This window comes from Phocaeicola sp. ICN-14070 (assembly GCF_037892625.1).
In the GTDB taxonomy this organism is placed as follows: domain Bacteria; phylum Bacteroidota; class Bacteroidia; order Bacteroidales; family Bacteroidaceae; genus Phocaeicola; species Phocaeicola plebeius.
Genome location: NZ_JBBKBF010000002.1, coordinates 58,214 through 77,165, shown reverse-complemented (window position 1 = coordinate 77,165; position 18,952 = coordinate 58,214). Strand labels below are relative to the sequence as shown.

The 18,952-nt window shown below is 47.3% G+C and carries 15 protein-coding genes; 12 read left to right on the top strand and 3 right to left on the bottom strand.

Annotation, left to right across the window (positions count from 1 at the left end; all coding sequences use genetic code 11):
- Window positions 1–47 precede the first annotated feature (47 nt).
- The gene (gene guaA, locus WKT20_RS01145) at window positions 48–1,601 is read right to left on the bottom strand and encodes a glutamine-hydrolyzing GMP synthase (RefSeq protein ID WP_117701537.1); all 1,554 of its coding nucleotides are present in this window, start codon (window positions 1,599–1,601) and stop codon (window positions 48–50) included.
- A 186-nt stretch (window positions 1,602–1,787) separates the two neighbouring features.
- Between guaA and ruvX the strand changes: the two genes are divergently transcribed.
- From ruvX to WKT20_RS01105, 8 genes are all read left to right on the top strand, one after another.
- A complete protein-coding gene (gene ruvX / locus WKT20_RS01140) occupies window positions 1,788–2,204 on the top strand; it encodes a Holliday junction resolvase RuvX (protein WP_007560365.1) in 417 nt (138 codons plus the stop codon).
- 21 nt (window positions 2,205–2,225) lie between these two features.
- On the top strand, window positions 2,226–2,780 hold the full coding sequence (gene def, locus WKT20_RS01135) for a peptide deformylase (RefSeq protein ID WP_022053636.1): 555 nt from the start codon (window positions 2,226–2,228) through the stop codon (window positions 2,778–2,780).
- The gene (locus tag WKT20_RS01130; protein WP_340416674.1) at window positions 2,777–4,780 is read left to right on the top strand and encodes a tetratricopeptide repeat protein; all 2,004 of its coding nucleotides are present in this window, start codon (window positions 2,777–2,779) and stop codon (window positions 4,778–4,780) included. Before def ends, WKT20_RS01130 begins: the two co-directional genes overlap by 4 nt.
- Window positions 4,781–4,854: 74 nt before the next feature.
- Window positions 4,855–6,795 (top strand): threonine--tRNA ligase, encoded by a 1,941-nt coding sequence (thrS, locus tag WKT20_RS01125; protein ID WP_118441414.1) that lies wholly within the window; start codon window positions 4,855–4,857, stop codon window positions 6,793–6,795.
- A gap of 101 nt (window positions 6,796–6,896) precedes the next feature.
- On the top strand, window positions 6,897–7,478 hold the full coding sequence (gene infC / locus WKT20_RS01120; protein ID WP_117701545.1) for a translation initiation factor IF-3: 582 nt from the start codon (window positions 6,897–6,899) through the stop codon (window positions 7,476–7,478).
- Window positions 7,479–7,548: 70 nt separating this feature from the next.
- The gene (gene rpmI, locus WKT20_RS01115; protein ID WP_007560375.1) at window positions 7,549–7,746 is read left to right on the top strand and encodes a 50S ribosomal protein L35; all 198 of its coding nucleotides are present in this window, start codon (window positions 7,549–7,551) and stop codon (window positions 7,744–7,746) included.
- Between the two features lie 109 nt (window positions 7,747–7,855).
- Window positions 7,856–8,206 (top strand): 50S ribosomal protein L20, encoded by a 351-nt coding sequence (rplT, locus tag WKT20_RS01110; protein WP_007560377.1) that lies wholly within the window; start codon window positions 7,856–7,858, stop codon window positions 8,204–8,206.
- A gap of 389 nt (window positions 8,207–8,595) precedes the next feature.
- A complete protein-coding gene (locus WKT20_RS01105; protein ID WP_304265613.1) occupies window positions 8,596–9,750 on the top strand; it encodes a lactonase family protein in 1,155 nt (384 codons plus the stop codon).
- Between the two features lie 17 nt (window positions 9,751–9,767).
- On the opposite strand, the gene WKT20_RS01100 is transcribed toward WKT20_RS01105, so the two are convergent.
- Window positions 9,768–11,042, bottom strand: a complete 1,275-nt coding sequence (locus WKT20_RS01100; protein WP_340416673.1) for a sensor histidine kinase — start codon at window positions 11,040–11,042, stop codon at window positions 9,768–9,770.
- Window positions 11,039–12,409 carry a sigma-54-dependent transcriptional regulator gene (locus WKT20_RS01095; protein ID WP_340416672.1) on the bottom strand — a complete coding sequence of 457 codons (1,371 nt, stop codon included), beginning with the start codon at window positions 12,407–12,409 and terminating at the stop codon, window positions 11,039–11,041. Before WKT20_RS01095 ends, WKT20_RS01100 begins: the two co-directional genes overlap by 4 nt.
- A 214-nt stretch (window positions 12,410–12,623) precedes the next feature.
- On the opposite strand from WKT20_RS01095, the gene WKT20_RS01090 reads away from it, so the two are divergent.
- The 4 genes from WKT20_RS01090 (at window position 12,624) to WKT20_RS01075 (ending at window position 18,943) form a co-directional block, all read left to right on the top strand.
- Window positions 12,624–14,057: a TolC family protein gene (locus tag WKT20_RS01090; protein ID WP_340416697.1), complete on the top strand. Its 1,434-nt coding sequence runs from the start codon at window positions 12,624–12,626 to the stop codon at window positions 14,055–14,057.
- 12 nt (window positions 14,058–14,069) lie between these two features.
- Window positions 14,070–15,320: an efflux RND transporter periplasmic adaptor subunit gene (locus WKT20_RS01085; protein ID WP_340416671.1), complete on the top strand. Its 1,251-nt coding sequence runs from the start codon at window positions 14,070–14,072 to the stop codon at window positions 15,318–15,320.
- Between the two features lie 217 nt (window positions 15,321–15,537).
- A complete protein-coding gene (locus WKT20_RS01080; protein ID WP_340416670.1) occupies window positions 15,538–16,491 on the top strand; it encodes a tetratricopeptide repeat protein in 954 nt (317 codons plus the stop codon).
- A 55-nt stretch (window positions 16,492–16,546) separates the two neighbouring features.
- Window positions 16,547–18,943 carry an ABC transporter permease gene (locus WKT20_RS01075; protein ID WP_340416669.1) on the top strand — a complete coding sequence of 799 codons (2,397 nt, stop codon included), beginning with the start codon at window positions 16,547–16,549 and terminating at the stop codon, window positions 18,941–18,943.
- The last annotated feature ends 9 nt before the right edge of the window (window positions 18,944–18,952 follow it).

Genomic DNA, 18,952 nt, shown 5'->3' with positions numbered 1-18,952 from the left:
AAATTTTGAGACAACCTCTTTGCTATACTAAAGGATGAGTGTGTTTCTTATTCCCACTCGATGGTGGCTGGCGGTTTTGACGAGATATCATAGCAAACGCGGTTCACGCCTTTTACTTTGTTGATAATGTCGTTCGAAACCTTGGCCATGAATTCGTAGGGCAGGTGAGCCCAGTCGGCTGTCATGGCATCGGTACTTGTTACCGCACGCAGTGCTACGGCACGTTCGTAGGTACGTTCGTCGCCCATAACTCCTACGCTCTGTACCGGCAACAGGATTACGCCGGCCTGCCATACCTGATGGTACAGGGAAGTTTCGTTACCGTTTTCATCTTTCACCTTCCAGTCGCGCAAGCCCTGGATAAAGATGTCGTCGGCATCCTGCAGGATACGTACTTTTTCACGAGTGATGTCGCCCAAGATACGTACAGCCAAGCCCGGACCCGGGAACGGATGACGGGTAATCAGGTGCTCAGGCATACCCAGTTCGCGACCTACGCGGCGTACTTCGTCCTTGAACAACAGACGCAAAGGTTCGCAGAGTTTCAGGTTCATCTTTTCCGGCAGACCACCTACGTTGTGGTGACTCTTGATAACGGTACCGGTGATAGACAATGACTCGATGCAGTCAGGATAAATAGTACCCTGTGCCAGCCATATCACATCCTGAATCTTATGTGCTTCTTCATCGAATACGTCGATAAAGCCTTTACCGATAATCTTACGTTTGCGTTCGGGTTCGGTTACACCAGCCAGCTCTGAGAAGAACTTTTCGCTGGCATCTACGCCGATTACGTTCAGACCAAGGCATTCATAGTCGTGCAATACGTTCTTGAATTCGTTCTTGCGAAGCATTCCGTGGTCTACGAAGATACAGGTCAGGTTCTTTCCGATGGCTTTGTTCAGCAATACGGCTGCTACTGATGAGTCAACGCCACCGCTCAGTCCTAACACTACCTTGTCGTTGCCAAGCTGTTGCTTCAGTTCGGCTACTGTGGTTTCAATGAAAGAAGCGGCACTCCAGTCCTGCTTTCCGCCGCAGATGTCTACTACGAAGTTCTTCAGCAGCAAAGTTCCGTCTTCGCTGTGGAACACTTCCGGATGGAACTGTACGCCCCAGAGCTTTTCGTTCTTTGCCTGGTAAGCGGCGATGGCTACTTTGTCGGTAGAAGCGATGATTTCAAAGTTGTCGGGGATGGCAGTGATGGTGTCACCGTGGCTCATCCATACCTGAGAGTGTTCGCGGATGCCTTTCAGCAGCGGGTTCTGATGGTCGAAAGTTGCCAGGTGTGCACGTCCGTATTCGCGGGTGTTAGCCGGCTCTACCTTTCCTCCGTTGGTGTACGACATGAACTGTGCACCATAGCAGATACCCAAGATAGGATATTTTCCGCGGATGTTGGTTAAATCAACTTTGAAAGCCTTCTCATCATACACTGAGAAAGGACTTCCCGACAAGATTACGCCGATAACCGACGGGTCATCGTGTGGAAACTTGTTGTAAGGAACAATTTCGCAATACATGTTCAGCTCGCGCACACGGCGGCCGATAAGCTGCGTGGTTTGTGAACCGAAGTCAAGAATAATAATTTTTTCCTGCATATTGTGTGTGATGTAAAATGTAATCTATGCGTGCAAAGGTACGCATATTTTTCCTAAATCCGATGTGGCCTTTGATTTTATTTGAGGCTGAAACCTGTCATTTGGAGCTTTGAAAGCCTTATGGTATGCTTTTTTTAAGTTTTATATGTAAATAAGTAAGGAATAAATTTGTACTTTTGTCGCCGTATGAGCAGAATTTTGGCAATAGATTATGGCAGAAAACGCACCGGAATTGCAGTGACCGATCCGATGCAGATTATAGCGAACGGGCTGACTACCGTGCCGACACATGAGCTGATGGATTTTTTACTGAAGTATGTGGCGCAGGAAAAGGTGGAACGCATCGTGGTGGGGCATCCCAAGCAGATGAACAATGAGGACTCCGAAAACATGAAGTATATCAAGCCGTTTGTGGCGCAGCTGAAAAAGAAACTGCCGGACATGCCGGTGGAACTGGTGGACGAACGGTTTACTTCTGTGCTGGCACATCAGGCGATGCTTGACGGCGGACTGAAGAAAAAGGCGCGTCAGGATAAGGCGCTGGTGGACGAAATCAGTGCCACGATTATTCTGCAATCTTATTTGGAATCGAGAAGAATGTAACTTAATAAATTTTTGAATAATATGATTTTACCTATTTATGTATACGGGCAGCCTGTATTGCGTCAGGAGGCTCAAGATATTACGCCAGATTATCCGGGCTTGAAAGAGCTGATTACAAATATGTTTGAAACGATGGACCGTGCCGACGGGGTGGGACTGGCTGCTCCTCAGATCGGGCTTCCTATCCGTGTGGTAGTGGTGAACCTGGACGTGCTGTCGGATGATATGCCGGAGTTCAAGGATTTCAAGCGTACGTACATCAATCCGCATATTCTGGAAACAGGCGGTGAACTGGTTTCGATGGAAGAAGGCTGTCTGAGCTTGCCGGGTATCCACGAAAGTGTGAAGCGTCCGGACAAGATTCACGTGACTTACCTGGATGAAAACATGCAGCCGCACGATGAGTGGGTGGAAGGCTATCTGGCCCGTGTGATGCAGCATGAATTCGACCACCTGGATGGTACCATGTTTATCGATCATTTGTCGGCTTTGCGCAAACAGATGATTCGTGGCAAGCTGAACGGTATGGTGAATGGTAAAGCTCGTTGCTCTTATAAAGTGAAAACAGTGAAATGATCAAAAGAATCCTATACATATTATATATAGGTATGTTTTTCCCGGTGGTTGCCCTGTCGCAGATTAATACGGACAGGGTTATGACCATCGGGAAAAATGCACTTTATTTTGAGGATTATGTCCTCTCTATCCAGTATTTCAATCAGGTAATCGGGGCGAAACCGTATCTGGCTGAGCCGTATTTTTATCGTGGACTGGCCAAGATGAACCTGGATGATTATCAGGGGGCGGAAGCTGACTGTTCGCAGGCGCTGGAACGCAATCCTTTTGTGGTGAATGCGTATCAGATTCGCGGTATTTCCCGTATCCGTCAGCAGAATTATCAGGGGGCTATCCAGGATTACCGTAAGGCTCTGAAGATGGATCCGGAGAATATCAGTCTGTGGCATAACTTAGCTTTGTGCCGGATGCACGAGGAGGAATATGCGCAGGCACGTGTGGATTTGGATACGTTGATTCGTATTTCTCCGCGTTATACGGATGCGTACCTGATGCGTACGGAGGTGTCGTTGAAACAGAAGGATACGCTGCAGGCCATGACGGATGCGGACAAGGCTATCGAGATGGACCGCTATAATCCGGATACATGGTCGTCGCGCGGTATGCTGTTCTTGCAACGCGGAAAGTATAAGGATGCGGAAACGGACTTGACAGAGGCAATTCGTCTGTCGGTGCGTAATGCGGGCGTGTATATCAACCGTGCACTGGCAAGATACCATCAGAATAACCTGAGAGGGGCGATGTCGGATTATGACCTGGCACTGGATGTAGACCGGAACAATTTTATCGGACACTATAACCGTGGTTTGCTTCGTGCACAGGTAGGGGATGACAACCGCGCGATTGAGGATTTTGACTTTGTGCTCAAGATGGAGCCGGACAACCTGATGGCTCGTTTCAACCGGGGCTTGCTGCGCGACCGTACGGGTGATTATCCCGGAGCTATCGAGGACTATTCGGCGGTGCTGGAAGAATATCCCAACTTCTTGGCTGGATACCAGTATCGTGCGCAGGCCAGAAGAAAGGTGGGCGACCTGAAAGGGGCGGATGCCGACGAATTTAAGGTGCTGAAAGCGCAGATTGAAGCGCAGAACGGTACGAAAAAGCAGACGGCTTCGAACGATAAGACGCGTAAGAAATCGGATAAGAACGTGGAAAACTACCGCAAGATTGTGGTGGCCGACAATGATTCGGAAGACGACCGTTACAAGACGGATTACCGTGGAAGGGTGCAGGACAAGAATATGACGATTTTGCCACAGCCGATGTTTGCCCTGAATTACTACGAGCGTCCGGAAGAGGTGAAGCGTCAGGTCAATTATTATAAAGGTATCGACGACCTGAATGCACGCAGGGTGCTTCCGCATCGTCTGCTGATTACGAATAATGAGGCTTCGTTGTCGGAGGAGCAGGTGAAGCAGCATTTTGCTTCCATTGATGAGCGGACGGCTGCCATTGTGAAGGAACCGGGTAATGTGTTGTATTATTATGCCCGTGCACTCGACTTCTATCTGGTGCAGGACTTTGACAATGCGTTGAAGGACCTGGATGAGGCTATCCGTTGTGACTCTACGTTCTTCCCGGCTTATTTCAGTCGTGCACTGATTTACTACAAACAGTTGGAATACCGCAAGCGCGACCGGAAGTTTGAAGTGGAAACGGTAGAGGAACAGAACCTGCAGGTGCGTTCGTATGATTATAATAAGGTGCGTGAAGATTTGGATCGTGTAATTGAACTGGCTCCCGATTTTGTGTATGCATATTATAACCGGGGTAATATTCTGGCAGTGATGAAAGACTATCGGGCTGCGTTGGTAGATTACAACAAGGCCATTGAACTGGATTCCCGTTTTGCGGATGCCTATTATAATCGCGGACTGACGAATATCTTCTTGGGTAACAACCGCCAGGGTATTCAGGATTTGAGTAAGGCTGGTGAACTGGGAATATTCTCGGCCTACAATATTATCAAGCGATTTACGACAATAGAGGAGAAATAATTGGATGCAATATTTTTCTTTAACTAAAAAGTTTATATTTTTGCGTCTCAATAACAGATTAATACAAAAAGACTATGGTTAAGATAACTTTTCCTGACGGCTCCGTTCGCGAGTATAACGAAGGAGTTACTGGTCTGCAGATTGCAGAAAGCATCAGTTCCCGTCTGGCACAGGATGTATTGGCTTGTGGGGTGAACGGTGAAACTGTGGATTTGAATCGTCCTATCAACGAAGATGCAAACTTCGTTCTTTATAAATGGGAAGACGAACAAGGAAAGCATGCCTTCTGGCATACAAGTGCACACTTGCTGGCTGAGGCATTGCAGGAATTGTATCCGGGTATTCAGTTCGGTATCGGTCCGGCTATCGAAAACGGATTCTATTATGACGTAGATCCGGGTGAGGCTGTGATCAAGGAAGGTGACCTGCCTGCCATTGAAAAGAAAATGGCTGAACTAGCTGCCAAGAAGGAAGAACTGGTTCGCCAGAGCATTTCAAAGGAAGATGCCTTGAAAATGTTTGGTGACAGAGGTGAGACTTACAAGTGTGAGCTGATTTCTGAATTGGAAGATGGTCACATCAGTACATACACTCAGGGTGCGTTTACCGACCTTTGTCGTGGTCCGCACTTGCTGTCTACTGCTCCGATTAAGGCTATTAAGCTGCTGTCAGTAGCTGGTGCTTACTGGAGAGGTCAGGAAGACCGCAAACAGATGACACGTATCTATGGTATCACTTTCCCGAAAAAGAAAATGCTGGATGAATATCTGGTAATGCTGGAAGAAGCCAAGAAACGTGACCACCGTAAGATTGGTAAGGAAATGGATTTGTTCATGTTCTCGGATACAGTCGGTAAGGGACTTCCGATGTGGTTGCCGAAAGGTACTGCCTTGCGTATCCGTCTGCAGGACTTCCTCCGTCGTATTCAGGCACGTTATGACTATCAGGAAGTAATGTGTCCGCCTATCGGTAACAAACTGTTGTATGTGACTTCAGGTCACTATGCAAAATATGGTAAAGATGCATTCCAGCCTATCCATACTCCGGAAGAGGGCGAAGAATACTTCTTGAAACCGATGAACTGTCCGCATCACTGTATGATTTACAAGAACTCTCCGCGTTCTTACCGTGACTTGCCGCTGCGTATTGCTGAATTCGGTACGGTATGTCGTTACGAGCAGAGTGGTGAGTTGCACGGATTGACTCGTGTACGTAGCTTTACACAGGATGATGCGCACATCTTCTGCCGTCCTGACCAGGTGAAAGATGAGTTCCTCCGCGTGATGGACATCATCTCTATCGTGTTCACTTCTATGGGTCTGGAAAACTTTGAAGCACAGATTTCTTTGCGTGACAAGGAAAACCGCGAAAAATACATCGGTAGCGATGAAAACTGGGAAAAGGCAGAACGGGCTATCGTGGAAGCTTGCGAAGAAAAGGGCTTGAAGGCGAAAGTGGAATATGGTGAAGCTGCATTCTACGGTCCGAAACTGGATTTCATGGTGAAGGATGCCATCGGTCGTCGCTGGCAGCTGGGTACCATTCAGGTGGACTACAACCTGCCGGAACGCTTCCAGTTGGAATACATGGGCTCAGATAACCAGAAACATCGTCCGGTAATGATTCACCGTGCTCCGTTCGGTTCAATGGAACGTTTCGTGGCTGTGCTGATTGAACACACTGCCGGCAAGTTCCCGTTGTGGCTGACTCCGGATCAGGTGGCTATCCTGCCTATCTCTGAGAAATTCAATGACTATGCCGATAAGGTACGCATGGAACTGAGAAAGTATGATGTACGTGCATTGGTAGATGACCGTAACGAAAAGATTGGCCGTAAGATTCGCGACAACGAAATGAAACGCATCCCTTACATGCTGATTGTGGGCGAAAAAGAAGCCGAAAATGGTGAAGTTGCCGTACGTAAGCAGGGTGAAGGAGACAAAGGAACCATGAAAATCGAAGAATTTGCAAAAAATATTGCAGAAGAAGTTCATAATATGATAAATAAATGGTAAATTTGCAGCCGTTTGCTGACAGAATCAAAATTCTGCGGCAAACGGACTTTAAAATAAATAATTTATAAATTCAAAAAACAAACAGGAAGACACTATTTTTAATGAAAAATGACACGTTAAAAGGGCAACACCGAATCAACGAACAGATTCGCGCCAAAGAAGTACGTATTGTGGGAGATGATATTGAATCGGCGGTATATCCGATTGCGCAGGCTTTGAAACTTGCGGAAGAACATGAAGCCGACTTGGTCGAAATTTCACCTAACGCAGTTCCTCCAGTTTGTCGAATTATAGATTATTCTAAATTCCTCTATCAGCTGAAAAAACGCGCAAAGGAACAGAAAGCTAAACAGGTGAAGGTAAACGTGAAGGAAATCCGTTTCGGACCTCAGACCGACGAACACGATTACAACTTCAAACTGAAACATGCCATCGGTTTCTTGCAGGATGGAGATAAGGTAAAAGCATACGTGTTCTTTAAAGGACGTTCCATTTTGTTCAAGGAACAGGGAGAAGTGCTCTTGCTCCGTTTTGCCAACGATTTGGAAGACTATGCAAAGGTAGAACAGATGCCGTTGCTCGAAGGAAAGAGAATGACTATATCATTGTCTCCGAAAAAACCGGGAACTCCGAAAAAGGCTGCAAAACCAGAACCTGCGAAGGTGGTTGAAACCAAAGAATAAAAAAGAAAGTGCGTAACGCGCCGGTATAGTGCGTTACCATGTGAATAATAATAATTAAAATTTTAACAAGATGCCAAAGATCAAGACTAACTCCGGTGCTAAAAAAAGATTCGCTCTTACCGGAACAGGTAAAATCAAAAGAAAGCACGCTTTTCACAGTCACATTTTGACTAAGAAGACTAAAAAGCAGAAAAGAAACCTTTGCCACATGGGCTTAGTTGACAATGCTAACTTAGCTCAGGTAAAAGAACTTCTTTGCATGAAGTAATCTTAACAAAAGCGTAAAAACGTATCATTTTAAATTATTAACCGAATGCATTAGCCTCAAGTCCGATTGAGAATATATCGGCGCTATCATTCAAAAAAGAATTAAAACTATGCCAAGATCAGTAAATCACGTTGCTTCTAGAGCAAGAAGAAAGAAAATTTTAGGTTTAACCAGAGGTTATTTTGGTGCAAGAAAGAACGTTTGGACCGTTGCTAAGAATACTTGGGAAAAAGGTCTGACTTATGCATACCGTGACCGTAAGAACAAAAAACGTAACTTCCGCGCATTGTGGATTCAGCGTATTAACGCAGCTGCTCGTCTGGAAGGTATGTCTTACTCTAAGTTGATGGGTGCATTGCACAAAGCAGGTATTGAAATCAACCGTAAGGTGTTGGCTGACTTAGCCATGAACCACCCTGAAGCTTTCAAGGCTGTGGTTGCTAAAGCTAAAGCTGCTTAATCTCACCGGAAACGGAGACAATGTATAAAGGATGCCCTAAAAAAGGCATCCTTTTTTTGTTTGTTATGTTTGTATATTCAAATAATTGTTGTATATTTGTAATACAAAATTGAAGCCGTACTTGCAGAATCGGGAAACTCATCAAATCTAAAGAAATACCGAGACAAGCTTCTACTTCCAATGGCGGGCCACGCCTTCGGGTAGCATTTATGCCGGTGGATTACAAAGGAGGGGAGCACTCAAAACCTGTCATTCGGAGTTTCGTCACGCCTCGGGTACGGCTTCTCCTTTTTTTAAAAAGCGAAGAATCTTGGGTTTAATGAGTCAAGGTTCTTCGTTTTTTTATGAGTTTATTTTTGAAACATTGTTTACTTAGATAATATAGAACTATGAGGAAGCACATTTTAATGTCGTTATGTGCCGGCTCTCTTTTGTTGGGGGCTTGTGCTGGAAAAGGTGAGCAGAAAATGAGTGTGTCACAAGAACCGGATACTTTATTAATGCTGGTGGGCAGTTATGCAAGTGCCAATCAGGAAGGTATAAAGGCGTATCGTTTCAATCAGGAAACGGGAGAGGCCGTGCTGGCCAGTACGTTGTCGGGAATTGAGAATCCGTCGTTTTTAGTGCCGACGGAAGACGGTACGCATGTGTATGCCGTGGGAGAGACGGAAAAAGGGTTTACGGCTAATGCGCTGGCATTGGATACGTTGACTTCGGGGCTGGCGTTGCTGAACAGCCAGTCTACGGGTGGAGCTTCACCGTGTTATATTACGGTGAGTCCGGATGGCAAGTTTGTGTTGACCGCCAATTACATGGGAGCGAATATTACGGTTTTCCCTCGTCTGGCGGATGGAAAGTTAGGAGAGGGGCATGTCATTTCCTTCCAGGGAAAAGGAGCCAATAAGGAACGGCAGGAGCAGCCTCACTTGCACTGTGTGTATTTCACTCCCGACGGGAAGTTGCTTTTGGCAAACGATTTGGGACTGGACCGTATTCACGCTTTTCCGGTAAAACAAACTCCAGGAACGAAAGGAACGGATTTATTGGATGAAGCGGCTGCTTTTGATATTGAGTTGGCTCCAGGTTCAGGTCCGCGTCATACTTGTTTTGACAAGCAGGGAAAACATGCGTATCTGTTGACGGAACTGTCTGGCGAAGTAGTGGTGTGGACGTATGATGGAAAGACCCTGATACAGCAGCAAGTCATCAAGGCAGATACGGTGGGCGCGAAAGGTAGTGCGGATATTCATCTGTCGCCCGATGGAAAATTCCTGTATGCTTCCAACCGTCTGCAAGCAGATGGCGTGGCTATTTTCAAGGTTTCTCCTTCCGATGGTACACTGACCAAGGTGGGCTATCAGTTGACGGGCATTCATCCGCGTAATTTCACGATTACACCGAACGGCAAGTTTCTGCTGGTAGCTTGCCGGGATACCAATGAGATTCAGGTGTTTGCGCGTGATGCAGAAACCGGTCTTTTGCAGGATACTGGCAAGACTATCCATACCGATAAACCGGTTTGTCTGCAATGGGTTATGAAATAAGTAATTAAACCATATACTTATACGGCGGGGAAAGAGAGGCGGAAACGGCTTCCTTTCCCCGCTGTGCTTTGTACGCTGATTTGTCCCCCGTGCAGGCTGATAATCTGTTTACAGAGGGTAAGGCCGATACCGGAACCGTTATTCTTAGTGGTGAAGAAAGGCACGAAGATACGTTCCGTCACTTCCGGCAGCATACCTTCTCCGTTATCGCTGATTTCGAAAATGAGTTCCTGGGCATGAGTTTCTACCTGGATGCGAATGTCCGGATGGGAGCGATGGGCACATGCTTCACGGGCATTCTTCAGCAGGTTTATAAATAGCTGCTCCATCTGTGTGCGGTCAGCATACCAGGTGAGCTGGAAAGACGGGCATTTATACTGCACTTCCAGTTCCGGGTAAAGTCGTTGCAGGTCGGAAAGAAACTGTTCCAGTGGGATTTCCGTCTTCATCGGGGCCGAGATACGGGTCAGTTTCCGGTAATTTTCTACAAACTCCAGCAAGCCTTTTCCCCGGCGGTAGATGACCTGTAGCCCTTGCTGTATGTAGGTATGCGTACGTGCATCATCAGGATGCTCCTGGCTTCGTTCATTCAATGTATCTGCCAGAGAGATAATTGGGGTGATGGAATTCATGATTTCATGCGTCAGTACCCGTATCAGCTTTTGCCAAGCTTCCATTTCTTTGTACTCCAATGCGCCGTGGATGTTTTTCAAGCTAATCAGCCGGCAGGTTCGTCCTTGCAGCTGGATGTGAGTGACCGACAGGGAGAGGTCGAAAGTGGCGTTTCCTTTTTGCAGGTGAGCCACCTGCTGGTTTTCCTGAATGGCCGTGCTGATTTCTTCGGGCAGATGGGCGCAGTGTCCCAATAGTTCGCGGGCTGCCTTGTTCATCCATTCCATCCGGTTGCTTCGGTCGGTGACGAGGACGGCCGTATCTACCTTGTTCAGCAGCATTTCATAGTATTGGTGCTTTACCTCCTCATCTACTATACGGGTGCGCAGGTTCTTCAGAGCCTGTGAAAGTTCTTCTGCTAACTTCTGCATCTGCGGGTCGGCAAAAGGTGCGCAAACCCGCTGTCCCAGGTCATTCTGTTTCATGCATTCCACGAGCCGGTACATGGTTTCAGTCTGCCGGATTTGTATGCGGTACAGGCTGTAACAGATGCCAATGAGCAACAGTCCGCAGATGATGGTACAGAACCACAGTCCATGCAGCATGGCTAAAACACCTGCGATAATCAGACCTGTCAGTCCTAAAATGTGCAGTATCAGGTAGTATCCATACGTTTTCATAAGCCCCATTTTTCCAGTTTCCGATAAAGTGCAAAACGTGTAATTCCTAATAGTTCGGCAGCCTTGCTCATGTTTCCTGCGCTCACTTTCAAGGCCCGTTCGATGGCATTCTTTTCAAGTTTCTCTAAGTTGAGTTCCTCCGTCAGTGCAGGTTGGTGAGCGGCAGCATTCCCTTGTGGAAACAAGAAATCATCCGGTTTCAGGAGGCCGTTTTCGCTCAGGATGACGGCACGCTCTACGGTGTGCTGCAATTCACGCACATTGCCCGGCCATTCGTATTTCAGCAACTTGTTTTTGGCTTCACGCGTCAGTCCCTTGATTTCCTTGCGGTATTTCCGGTTGTACTGATTCAGAAAATGTGTAGCTAACAGCAGAATATCTTCTCCACGTTCGCGTAAAGGAGGGATGTGAAGTTCCACGGTATTGATGCGGTACAACAAATCCTGACGGAATTTTCCTTCTGCCACCAACTGATGCAGGTTGGCATTGGTGGCACAAATCAGCCGGACATCGATGTGTATCGGATTGACTGCTCCCAGTCGGGTGATGCACTGCTTTTCGATGGCCGTCAGCAACTTGGCCTGCATGGGCAGGGACAAGTTACCGATTTCATCCAGAAACAGCGTACCCCCCGAAGCCGTTTCCATTCTGCCCGGCTTGGCTTTTCGGGCATCCGTGAAAGCACCCTTCTCGTACCCGAAGAGCTCACTTTCGAACAACTGCTCCGGAATACTTCCCAAGTCGATGGGAATAAAGACCTGCTCCCGACGGGGAGAGAAGAAGCGCAGCATGCGTGCGGCCAGATCCTTTCCGGTACCGTTTTCTCCCAGTATGAGCAAGTTGGCATCCGTATCAGAAAGCTTGTAGATGGTTTCTTTTACCTTCTGCATGGCGGGGGAGTTGCCAATCAGTTCCGGAATGCGGTCGTCTCCTTTCAGGGCCTGTACCTCGTTCTGCAACCGTTCTACTTCCTGGCGTGAGCGGCTGAGTTTGACGGCAGCCGACAATGTAGCCAACAGCTTTTCCTTCTCCCATGGTTTGGAGATAAAATCAGTAGCCCCGGCTTTAATGGCCTGCACCGCTTTTCCCGTATCCGCGTAGGCCGTCATGAATACCACTACCGCTTGCGGGTCGATACGGAGAACCTGTTTCAGGTAGTCAAACCCTTCCTGCCCGCTGATGGCATCCCGCTGGAAATTCATGTCGAGCAGAATCACATCGGGATGGAAGGTAGTCATAAAATGTTCAATCCGTGTAGGCTGTGTGGTTACTCGAATCTGCTCCATATAAGGCTCTAACAGCAGGTTCAAGGCGAAGAGCACGTCTTCGTTATCGTCAATGATGAGTATTTTTCCTTTTTCTTCCATATAATATCAAGGTGTCTTTCGCAAAGATAATGCTTTTTTGCATGTGCTGTATGTGCATTTTCGCACGCTTTTTGTGCGGATGCGCACACGGTGTGAATTTGCTCGATTCCTCTATCTTCTACATAATCAGTGCGTTATCTGAATGGCACAGTTTTTGGATATAAAAAAGCAGATAACTATGCGTATGAAGATGGGAAACAAGATACTGTGGCTTATGAGTTGCCTGCTTTTTTGCGGGCAAGTTGTGTGGGGAGAGAAGCTGACGCTGCAAGAGGCTATTCAGTTGGCGCAGGCCAGCTCTCCAGAGGCAGAAGCTGCTCGGCATACCTACCGGGCAGCTTACTGGAGTTACCGTTCGTTTCGGGCAGACTACCTGCCTGAGGTAAGTTTGTCTGCATCGCCTTATCTGAACCGGCAGATTAATAAGGTAACCCAGCCTGACGGTACGGAACTGTTTCTCCGCCAGAACCAGCTGGCTACCGACCTGACGCTTTCCGTCAGCCAAAACGTCTGGTTCACGGGAGGTAACTTGTTCATGCAGACCGCCGCCCAGCGTATGGATGAACTGGGCGAGAAAAGCACGGCTTATAACACCCAGCCTTTCACGGTAGGTTACCGTCAGTCGCTTTTTGGCTATAACTCCTTGAAGTGGAACCGCCGCATTGAGCCCGTCCGTTTTCAGGAGGCTAAGAAAACATATAGTGAGACGCTGGAGCTGATTGCTTCGAAAACATGCGAGTTGTTTTTTGCACTGGCATCTGCCCAGTCCGACTTGGAGATTGCCCGAGCCAACTATGCTTCCGCTGATACCTTGTATCGCTATGCCCGCGGACGGTATCGCATCGGCAGCATTACGGAGAACGAGATGTTGCAGCTGGAAGTGAACAAACTGACCGAGGAAACCAACCTGATGAAAGCCCGTATCAGTGTGGAAGACGCGATGCTTACCTTCCGTTCTTTCTTAGGTATCCGGGAGGAAGAAGAGATAGAGGTGATTCCGCATGACAGTGTGCCGGATTTTGAAGTGCCTTTGGACAAGGCACTGGAACAGGCACATTTTCACAGTCCGGAAATTGAGACCTACCGGCGGATGCAGTTGGAGAGTCGTAGCCAGTTGGCCTCTGCTCGTGCCAGTCGGGGACTAAAAGCGGATTTGTACTTCCAGTTCGGACTTTCGCAGACCGCTGCCCGTCTTCGGGATTCTTATCGTGACCCGCTTGACCAGCAATACGTGAGCCTGTCCGTAGTGATTCCGATACTGGACTGGGGGAGAGGAAAAGGAAAGGTACGTGTGGCCAAATCGAACATCGAGCTGGTCAATACCCAGGTGGAACAGGGCATGAATGATTTTGAACTGAACGTGCGGCAGATGGTACGGCAGTTTAACCTTCAGGCACGGCAGGTGGAAGTAGCTTCCCGTACCGACGAAACAGCCCGCCGGCGGTATGAAGTGGCCCTCCGCCTTTACCTGATGGGCAAATCGTCGGTACTCGATTTGAATGCGGCCACCACCGAGAAAGATACCTCCCGGCGCAATTATATTGAGGCCCTGAAAACCTACTGGATGCTGTATTACGGACTTCGCAGCCTGACACAATATGATTTTTACCGGAACTGTCCGCTGACTGAAACTTTACCTGAACTATAACACAAACCGATTATGGATATACAATTGAAAAAGAAACCCTGGTACGTTCGCTATCGTCTTTATCTGGCGGGCGGCGTACTTTTGCTGGCCGGACTGATTTATGTGGTTATACTGGCTTCCGGGCCACAGCGTTTACGCATTGATGCGGACTCTGTGCAACTGGCCGAGGTGAAGCAGGCTCCTTTCCGTGAATACGTGGACGTGGAAGGAGTGGTGCATCCCATTCTGACTTTGATGGTCAATGCCCGCGAGTCGGGTAATGTAGCCCGCATCGTAGCCGAGGAGGGAAGCCTTTTACAGCAGGGAGATACCATCTTGCTGCTGACCAATCCGGACCTGTTGCGCGAGATAGATGACCAGCGGGATGAATGGGAGAAGCAACGCATCTCTTATCAGGAGAAGGCCCTTGAGATGGAACAGAAAAGTCTGACCTTGAAACAACAGACGCTGGAGGCTGCTTACGAGTTGAACAAGATACGGAAAAGCTTTGCACTGGAGCAGGAAGAATACCGCATGGGCATCCGCAGCAAGGCGCAGTTGGAAGTGTCGGAAGATGAGTACCGCTATAAAACGGCTTCTACTCAGCTGAAGATGCAGAGTCTGCAGAGCGATTCGGCCATGACGGTCATTCGCAGAGAGCTGTTGCGAAACGACCGGGAACGGGAACAGAAGAAGCTGGAGCGTTCTTTGCAGCGGATGGAAGAGCTGGTGGTACGTGCACCGGCCGATGGGCAGCTCAGTTTTGTGAAGGTCACATTGGGCCAGCAGGTGGCAGCCGGAGAGAATCTGGCGGAAGTGAAAGTGATGTCGCAGTTCAAGGTGCATGCTTCCCTGAGCGAATACTACGTAGACCGGGTGACGGTAGGTCTGCCGGCATCCGTAACTTATCAGGGAAAACGCTATGCCTTGAAAGTCAGCAAGGTGGTGCCGGAGGTGAAAGACCGCACCTTTGATGTGGACTTAGTCTTTACGGGAGAAATGCCTGAAAACGTCCGTCTGGGAAAAAGCTTCCGGGTACAGATTGAGTTAGGGCAACCGGAACAAGCCTTGGTAATTCCGCGCGGTAATTTCTATTCGCAGACCGGCGGGCAGTGGATTTACAAACTCAATGCCGACAAGACCCGGGCGAGAAGGGTTCCGGTGGTAATCGGGCGTCAGAACCCCCTGCAATACGAAATAACCGAAGGTTTGCAGCCCGGCGATTGGGTGATTACCACAGGATATGATAACTTTGGCGACGCGGAAGAGCTGGTGTTTAAGTGAATGAACCAGATGCTTTCACCTGCTTCCAGTACTTCCCCGAAAGTACCGGAGTACTGCCTAAGAAGTACTGTAGTACTTTCAGGGAAGTACTGGAGTACTGCAAAGAAAGTACTGGGAACGCTTAAAGTGAAGAATTACAGAAAGTTGGGAAAAAATAGTGAATATTGGAAACAGTGACTCTCTGGAGTATCCTATAGTTGAATATAATTATTGATTTATGAAAGGGAAAATAAAACACATAACTATTGCTTTGGGAATCTGTCTTTTATTGGCAATGATTGTACTGGGGCTTAAAAACCGTAATACTATATATACCTGGTTTTTGGGCGATGTTCAGAATCTTTATATGCAGGCAGATAGTTTGTACAGACAGAAAAGATACGGGGATGCCGCGACTCTGTACTTAAAACTGGCAAAAATAGACACAGCAAAACATTGCCAGTTTATTTTAGGTGATATATATTATCAGGGTAAGACCGGGGTAAGGAATTACAAAAAGGCCATGAAGTTATTCCTGGAATCGGCAGATAACGGCAATGCGGATTCTCAGAACAATCTGGGCTATATGTATGCTTATGGCATAGGAACAGACATCGACTATTCTAAAGCCAGAAAATATCTCAGTCTGGCTGCTTTGCAAGGACACTCCCAAGCGCAAGTGGGATTAGGCAGTCTTTACAGGCATGGCTGGGGAGTCACTAAGAGCTATTCGGAAGCATTCAAGCTATATAAAAAGGCTGCAGCACATGATAATACTGATGCTATGAATAATTTAGGATATATGTACACATTCGGTTACGGAACTTCAACCAGCGCGGGCGATGCCATATACTGGTTTGAAAAATCTGCTTCAAGAGACAATGTTTCCGCATTGTTTAATCTGGCTGTGTTTCATATAGAAGGGCATGGATACCCCAAAGATTTATCGAAAGGAGCAGAACTTCTTTCAAGGGCGGCTGAATTGAATTCTCCCGCGGCGCAGTTCAATCTGGGATTGATGTACTATTTCGGAAAAGGTGTTGAGAAGGATTATGCCAAGGCAAAACATTTGTTCCAACAGGCTTCTGCCCGAGGACATAACCATGCGTTGGAATTTCTCATGAAGGTGGAAAATAAGGAGAAGGTTTCTGAAACCGATTCAATCTTTGATTGGAAATTGAAGGCGATATAATGTGGTATTAAAAATACCTGATTTTATAATTGTTGACACGAATGAGTGAAAAGATATGATTGCACATTACCTGAAAATAGCCTGGCGGAATTTGCTGAAGTACCGCACACAGAGTATTATCTCTATTATCGGGCTGGCGGTGGGACTGTTCAGTTTTACTGTCTGTTTTTATTGCAGCCGTTTCATAGAGTCAAGAGACCATTGTTTTATTAATCACGAACGGATTGCAGAGTTGCATTTGTATGATCCCATAATCGGGCATTATTTTTCTGGTACTCCTGCTCCGTTGTCGCACAATCTACGTAGCTGGACTGACCAGTTTGAAGCTGTGTCGTTTGTGTCCTACCCAAGAGAGTGCCCTTTCGACATTGAAGTGAAGCCCGGCAAGTCATTGCCTTACGAACTTCGGCGGATGGAGACAGACAGCCTGTATGCCCGTCTGTTCACTCCCCGTATTCTGGCCGGAAGTTGGGAAACGGCCAGTCATACTTCCAATGCATTGGTAATGACTCGTGAGGCGGCAGTCCGTATCTTCGGAAATATAAATGAAGCTATCGGTAAAACCTGTACCATGACCCGAAGACTTCCCACTTCACCAGAGTCAACTCCTCGTGACGGAGGTATTGCATATACCATACAGGCTGTAATGGAGGATACACCGATGAATAATTCCCTTCATTTCATGGAATCGGTCGACATGTTGGTCTTGAATGATAGTGAGGGAGTGATTCAGAGTTCCAAAAACCGGGAGATGACAGGAGGGAACACGTATGCTTTGCTTAGGCCTGAAGTCGATTTGTGGAAACTGGAAACGGTTTTGGTCGAACGGCATTCTACCTGGACATTGTATGGAACAACTTATAAGGTGAAAGCTTTTCTTCTCGGACAGTTTCCTTCGTTTAGTCGGGGACTGTCTGTTATTAGTGGAATAACCGCTGCAATGGGCTTGCTTATCTTGTTGGTAGGATTGCTCAATTTCTTCCACTTCTTGGTTGGGTCTTATTTCAACCGGGTTAGGGAATTCAGTTTGATGAAGGTGAACGGATGTAAAGACTGGCAGCTCTTTTGCCTGTTGCTGACTCAATCATTGCTTGTGACGTTGGCGGCCTCGTTGTTGATGCTGTGCGGCATCGAACTATCAGAAGGACGGATGGACTATTCGCTTCAATTTTTCTCCATGACTTTCGACAAGGCTTTGCTATTGGAACAGGCGGTGCAATATATCTTTTTGCTGATAGTTCTGTGTGTTGTTATCTGCTGGGTTTCTACGATACGTATACAGCGTATGACAATACAGACTGGTTTGAGGGGTGAGCAGCATTACCAGCAAAGACATCGGGGACGCAACCTGATGTTGGGGGTACAGTTTTTCATCTGTTGGGTTTTTGTCACATTGACTACAGGACTATATCTACAGGCAGAGAAGACCAGCAGTACGTTGTTGAGTACATTATCCAGGCAGGAGAAGGCTTCCATTCTCAGTATTCCATTAGACTATCAGTTTCTGGCTCAGGCAGACAAGCAACAACTGATAGACCGTTTCAGGAGCCATGCCGCTATCAAGGATGTTCTGCTGGCGGATATCGGCTATCTTCAGGGCATTTCCGGCAATTCCATGATGACTGAAAAGGATAATCCAGATTCATGGATAGAGGTAGGCATTATGGCTGTACCGAAAAATTTCTTTACATTCATGAACATACCGCTGGAGCAGGGGCACGGTCTGAATACGGCGACAGACATGGTAGCCGACCGTACCTGGCAGCAGCGAATGAAGAAAGATGTGATGGGTATGTCTCTTTATAATTTGCAGCATGGCTATACGGTATGTGGAATTTGTCCGCCCTTCCAGAACGATACATATACCCAGAGTGTCGGGTTTGTTTTTATCAGCAGTGAAAATTCTGGTTATATCGGACATTGCTACTTGAAATGTGAGAGCGAACAGGTTGATGCTGTTCGGACATGGGTGGAGCAGGTACTTCGGGAAAGCTTGCCGGAAAGTGTTTCTGTACGGGTAAATACTTTGACGGACGATATTCGTGAGAATCAACCTTTGGAAAATAAACTGAAAGACATTGTCCTGTTCTTTGCTATAGTCAGCATCATCCTTACTTTGTTGGGAGTATATTCCAGCATTACACTCGATACAGAACGAAGACAGAAGGAGGTGGCTATCCGTAAAGTGAATGGAGCAGGTGTTTCACAGATTATTCTGCTTTTTGCCCGTTTGTATATTATCTTGTTGACTGGAAGTGCGGTATTAGCCTTTCCTTTGCTTTACTTGGTACTGATACAATGGAAGCGGATGTATACCGTGTTTTTTGATTACGGCTTCTTTTTTTGGGTAGGTATCTTCATGTCTGTGGCTGCAGTTACGACCCTGACCGTTATCTTCCGTATCTTACGGATTGCCCGGCAGAATCCGGCAGAAGTGATAAAGAGAGAATGAAATAAAAAT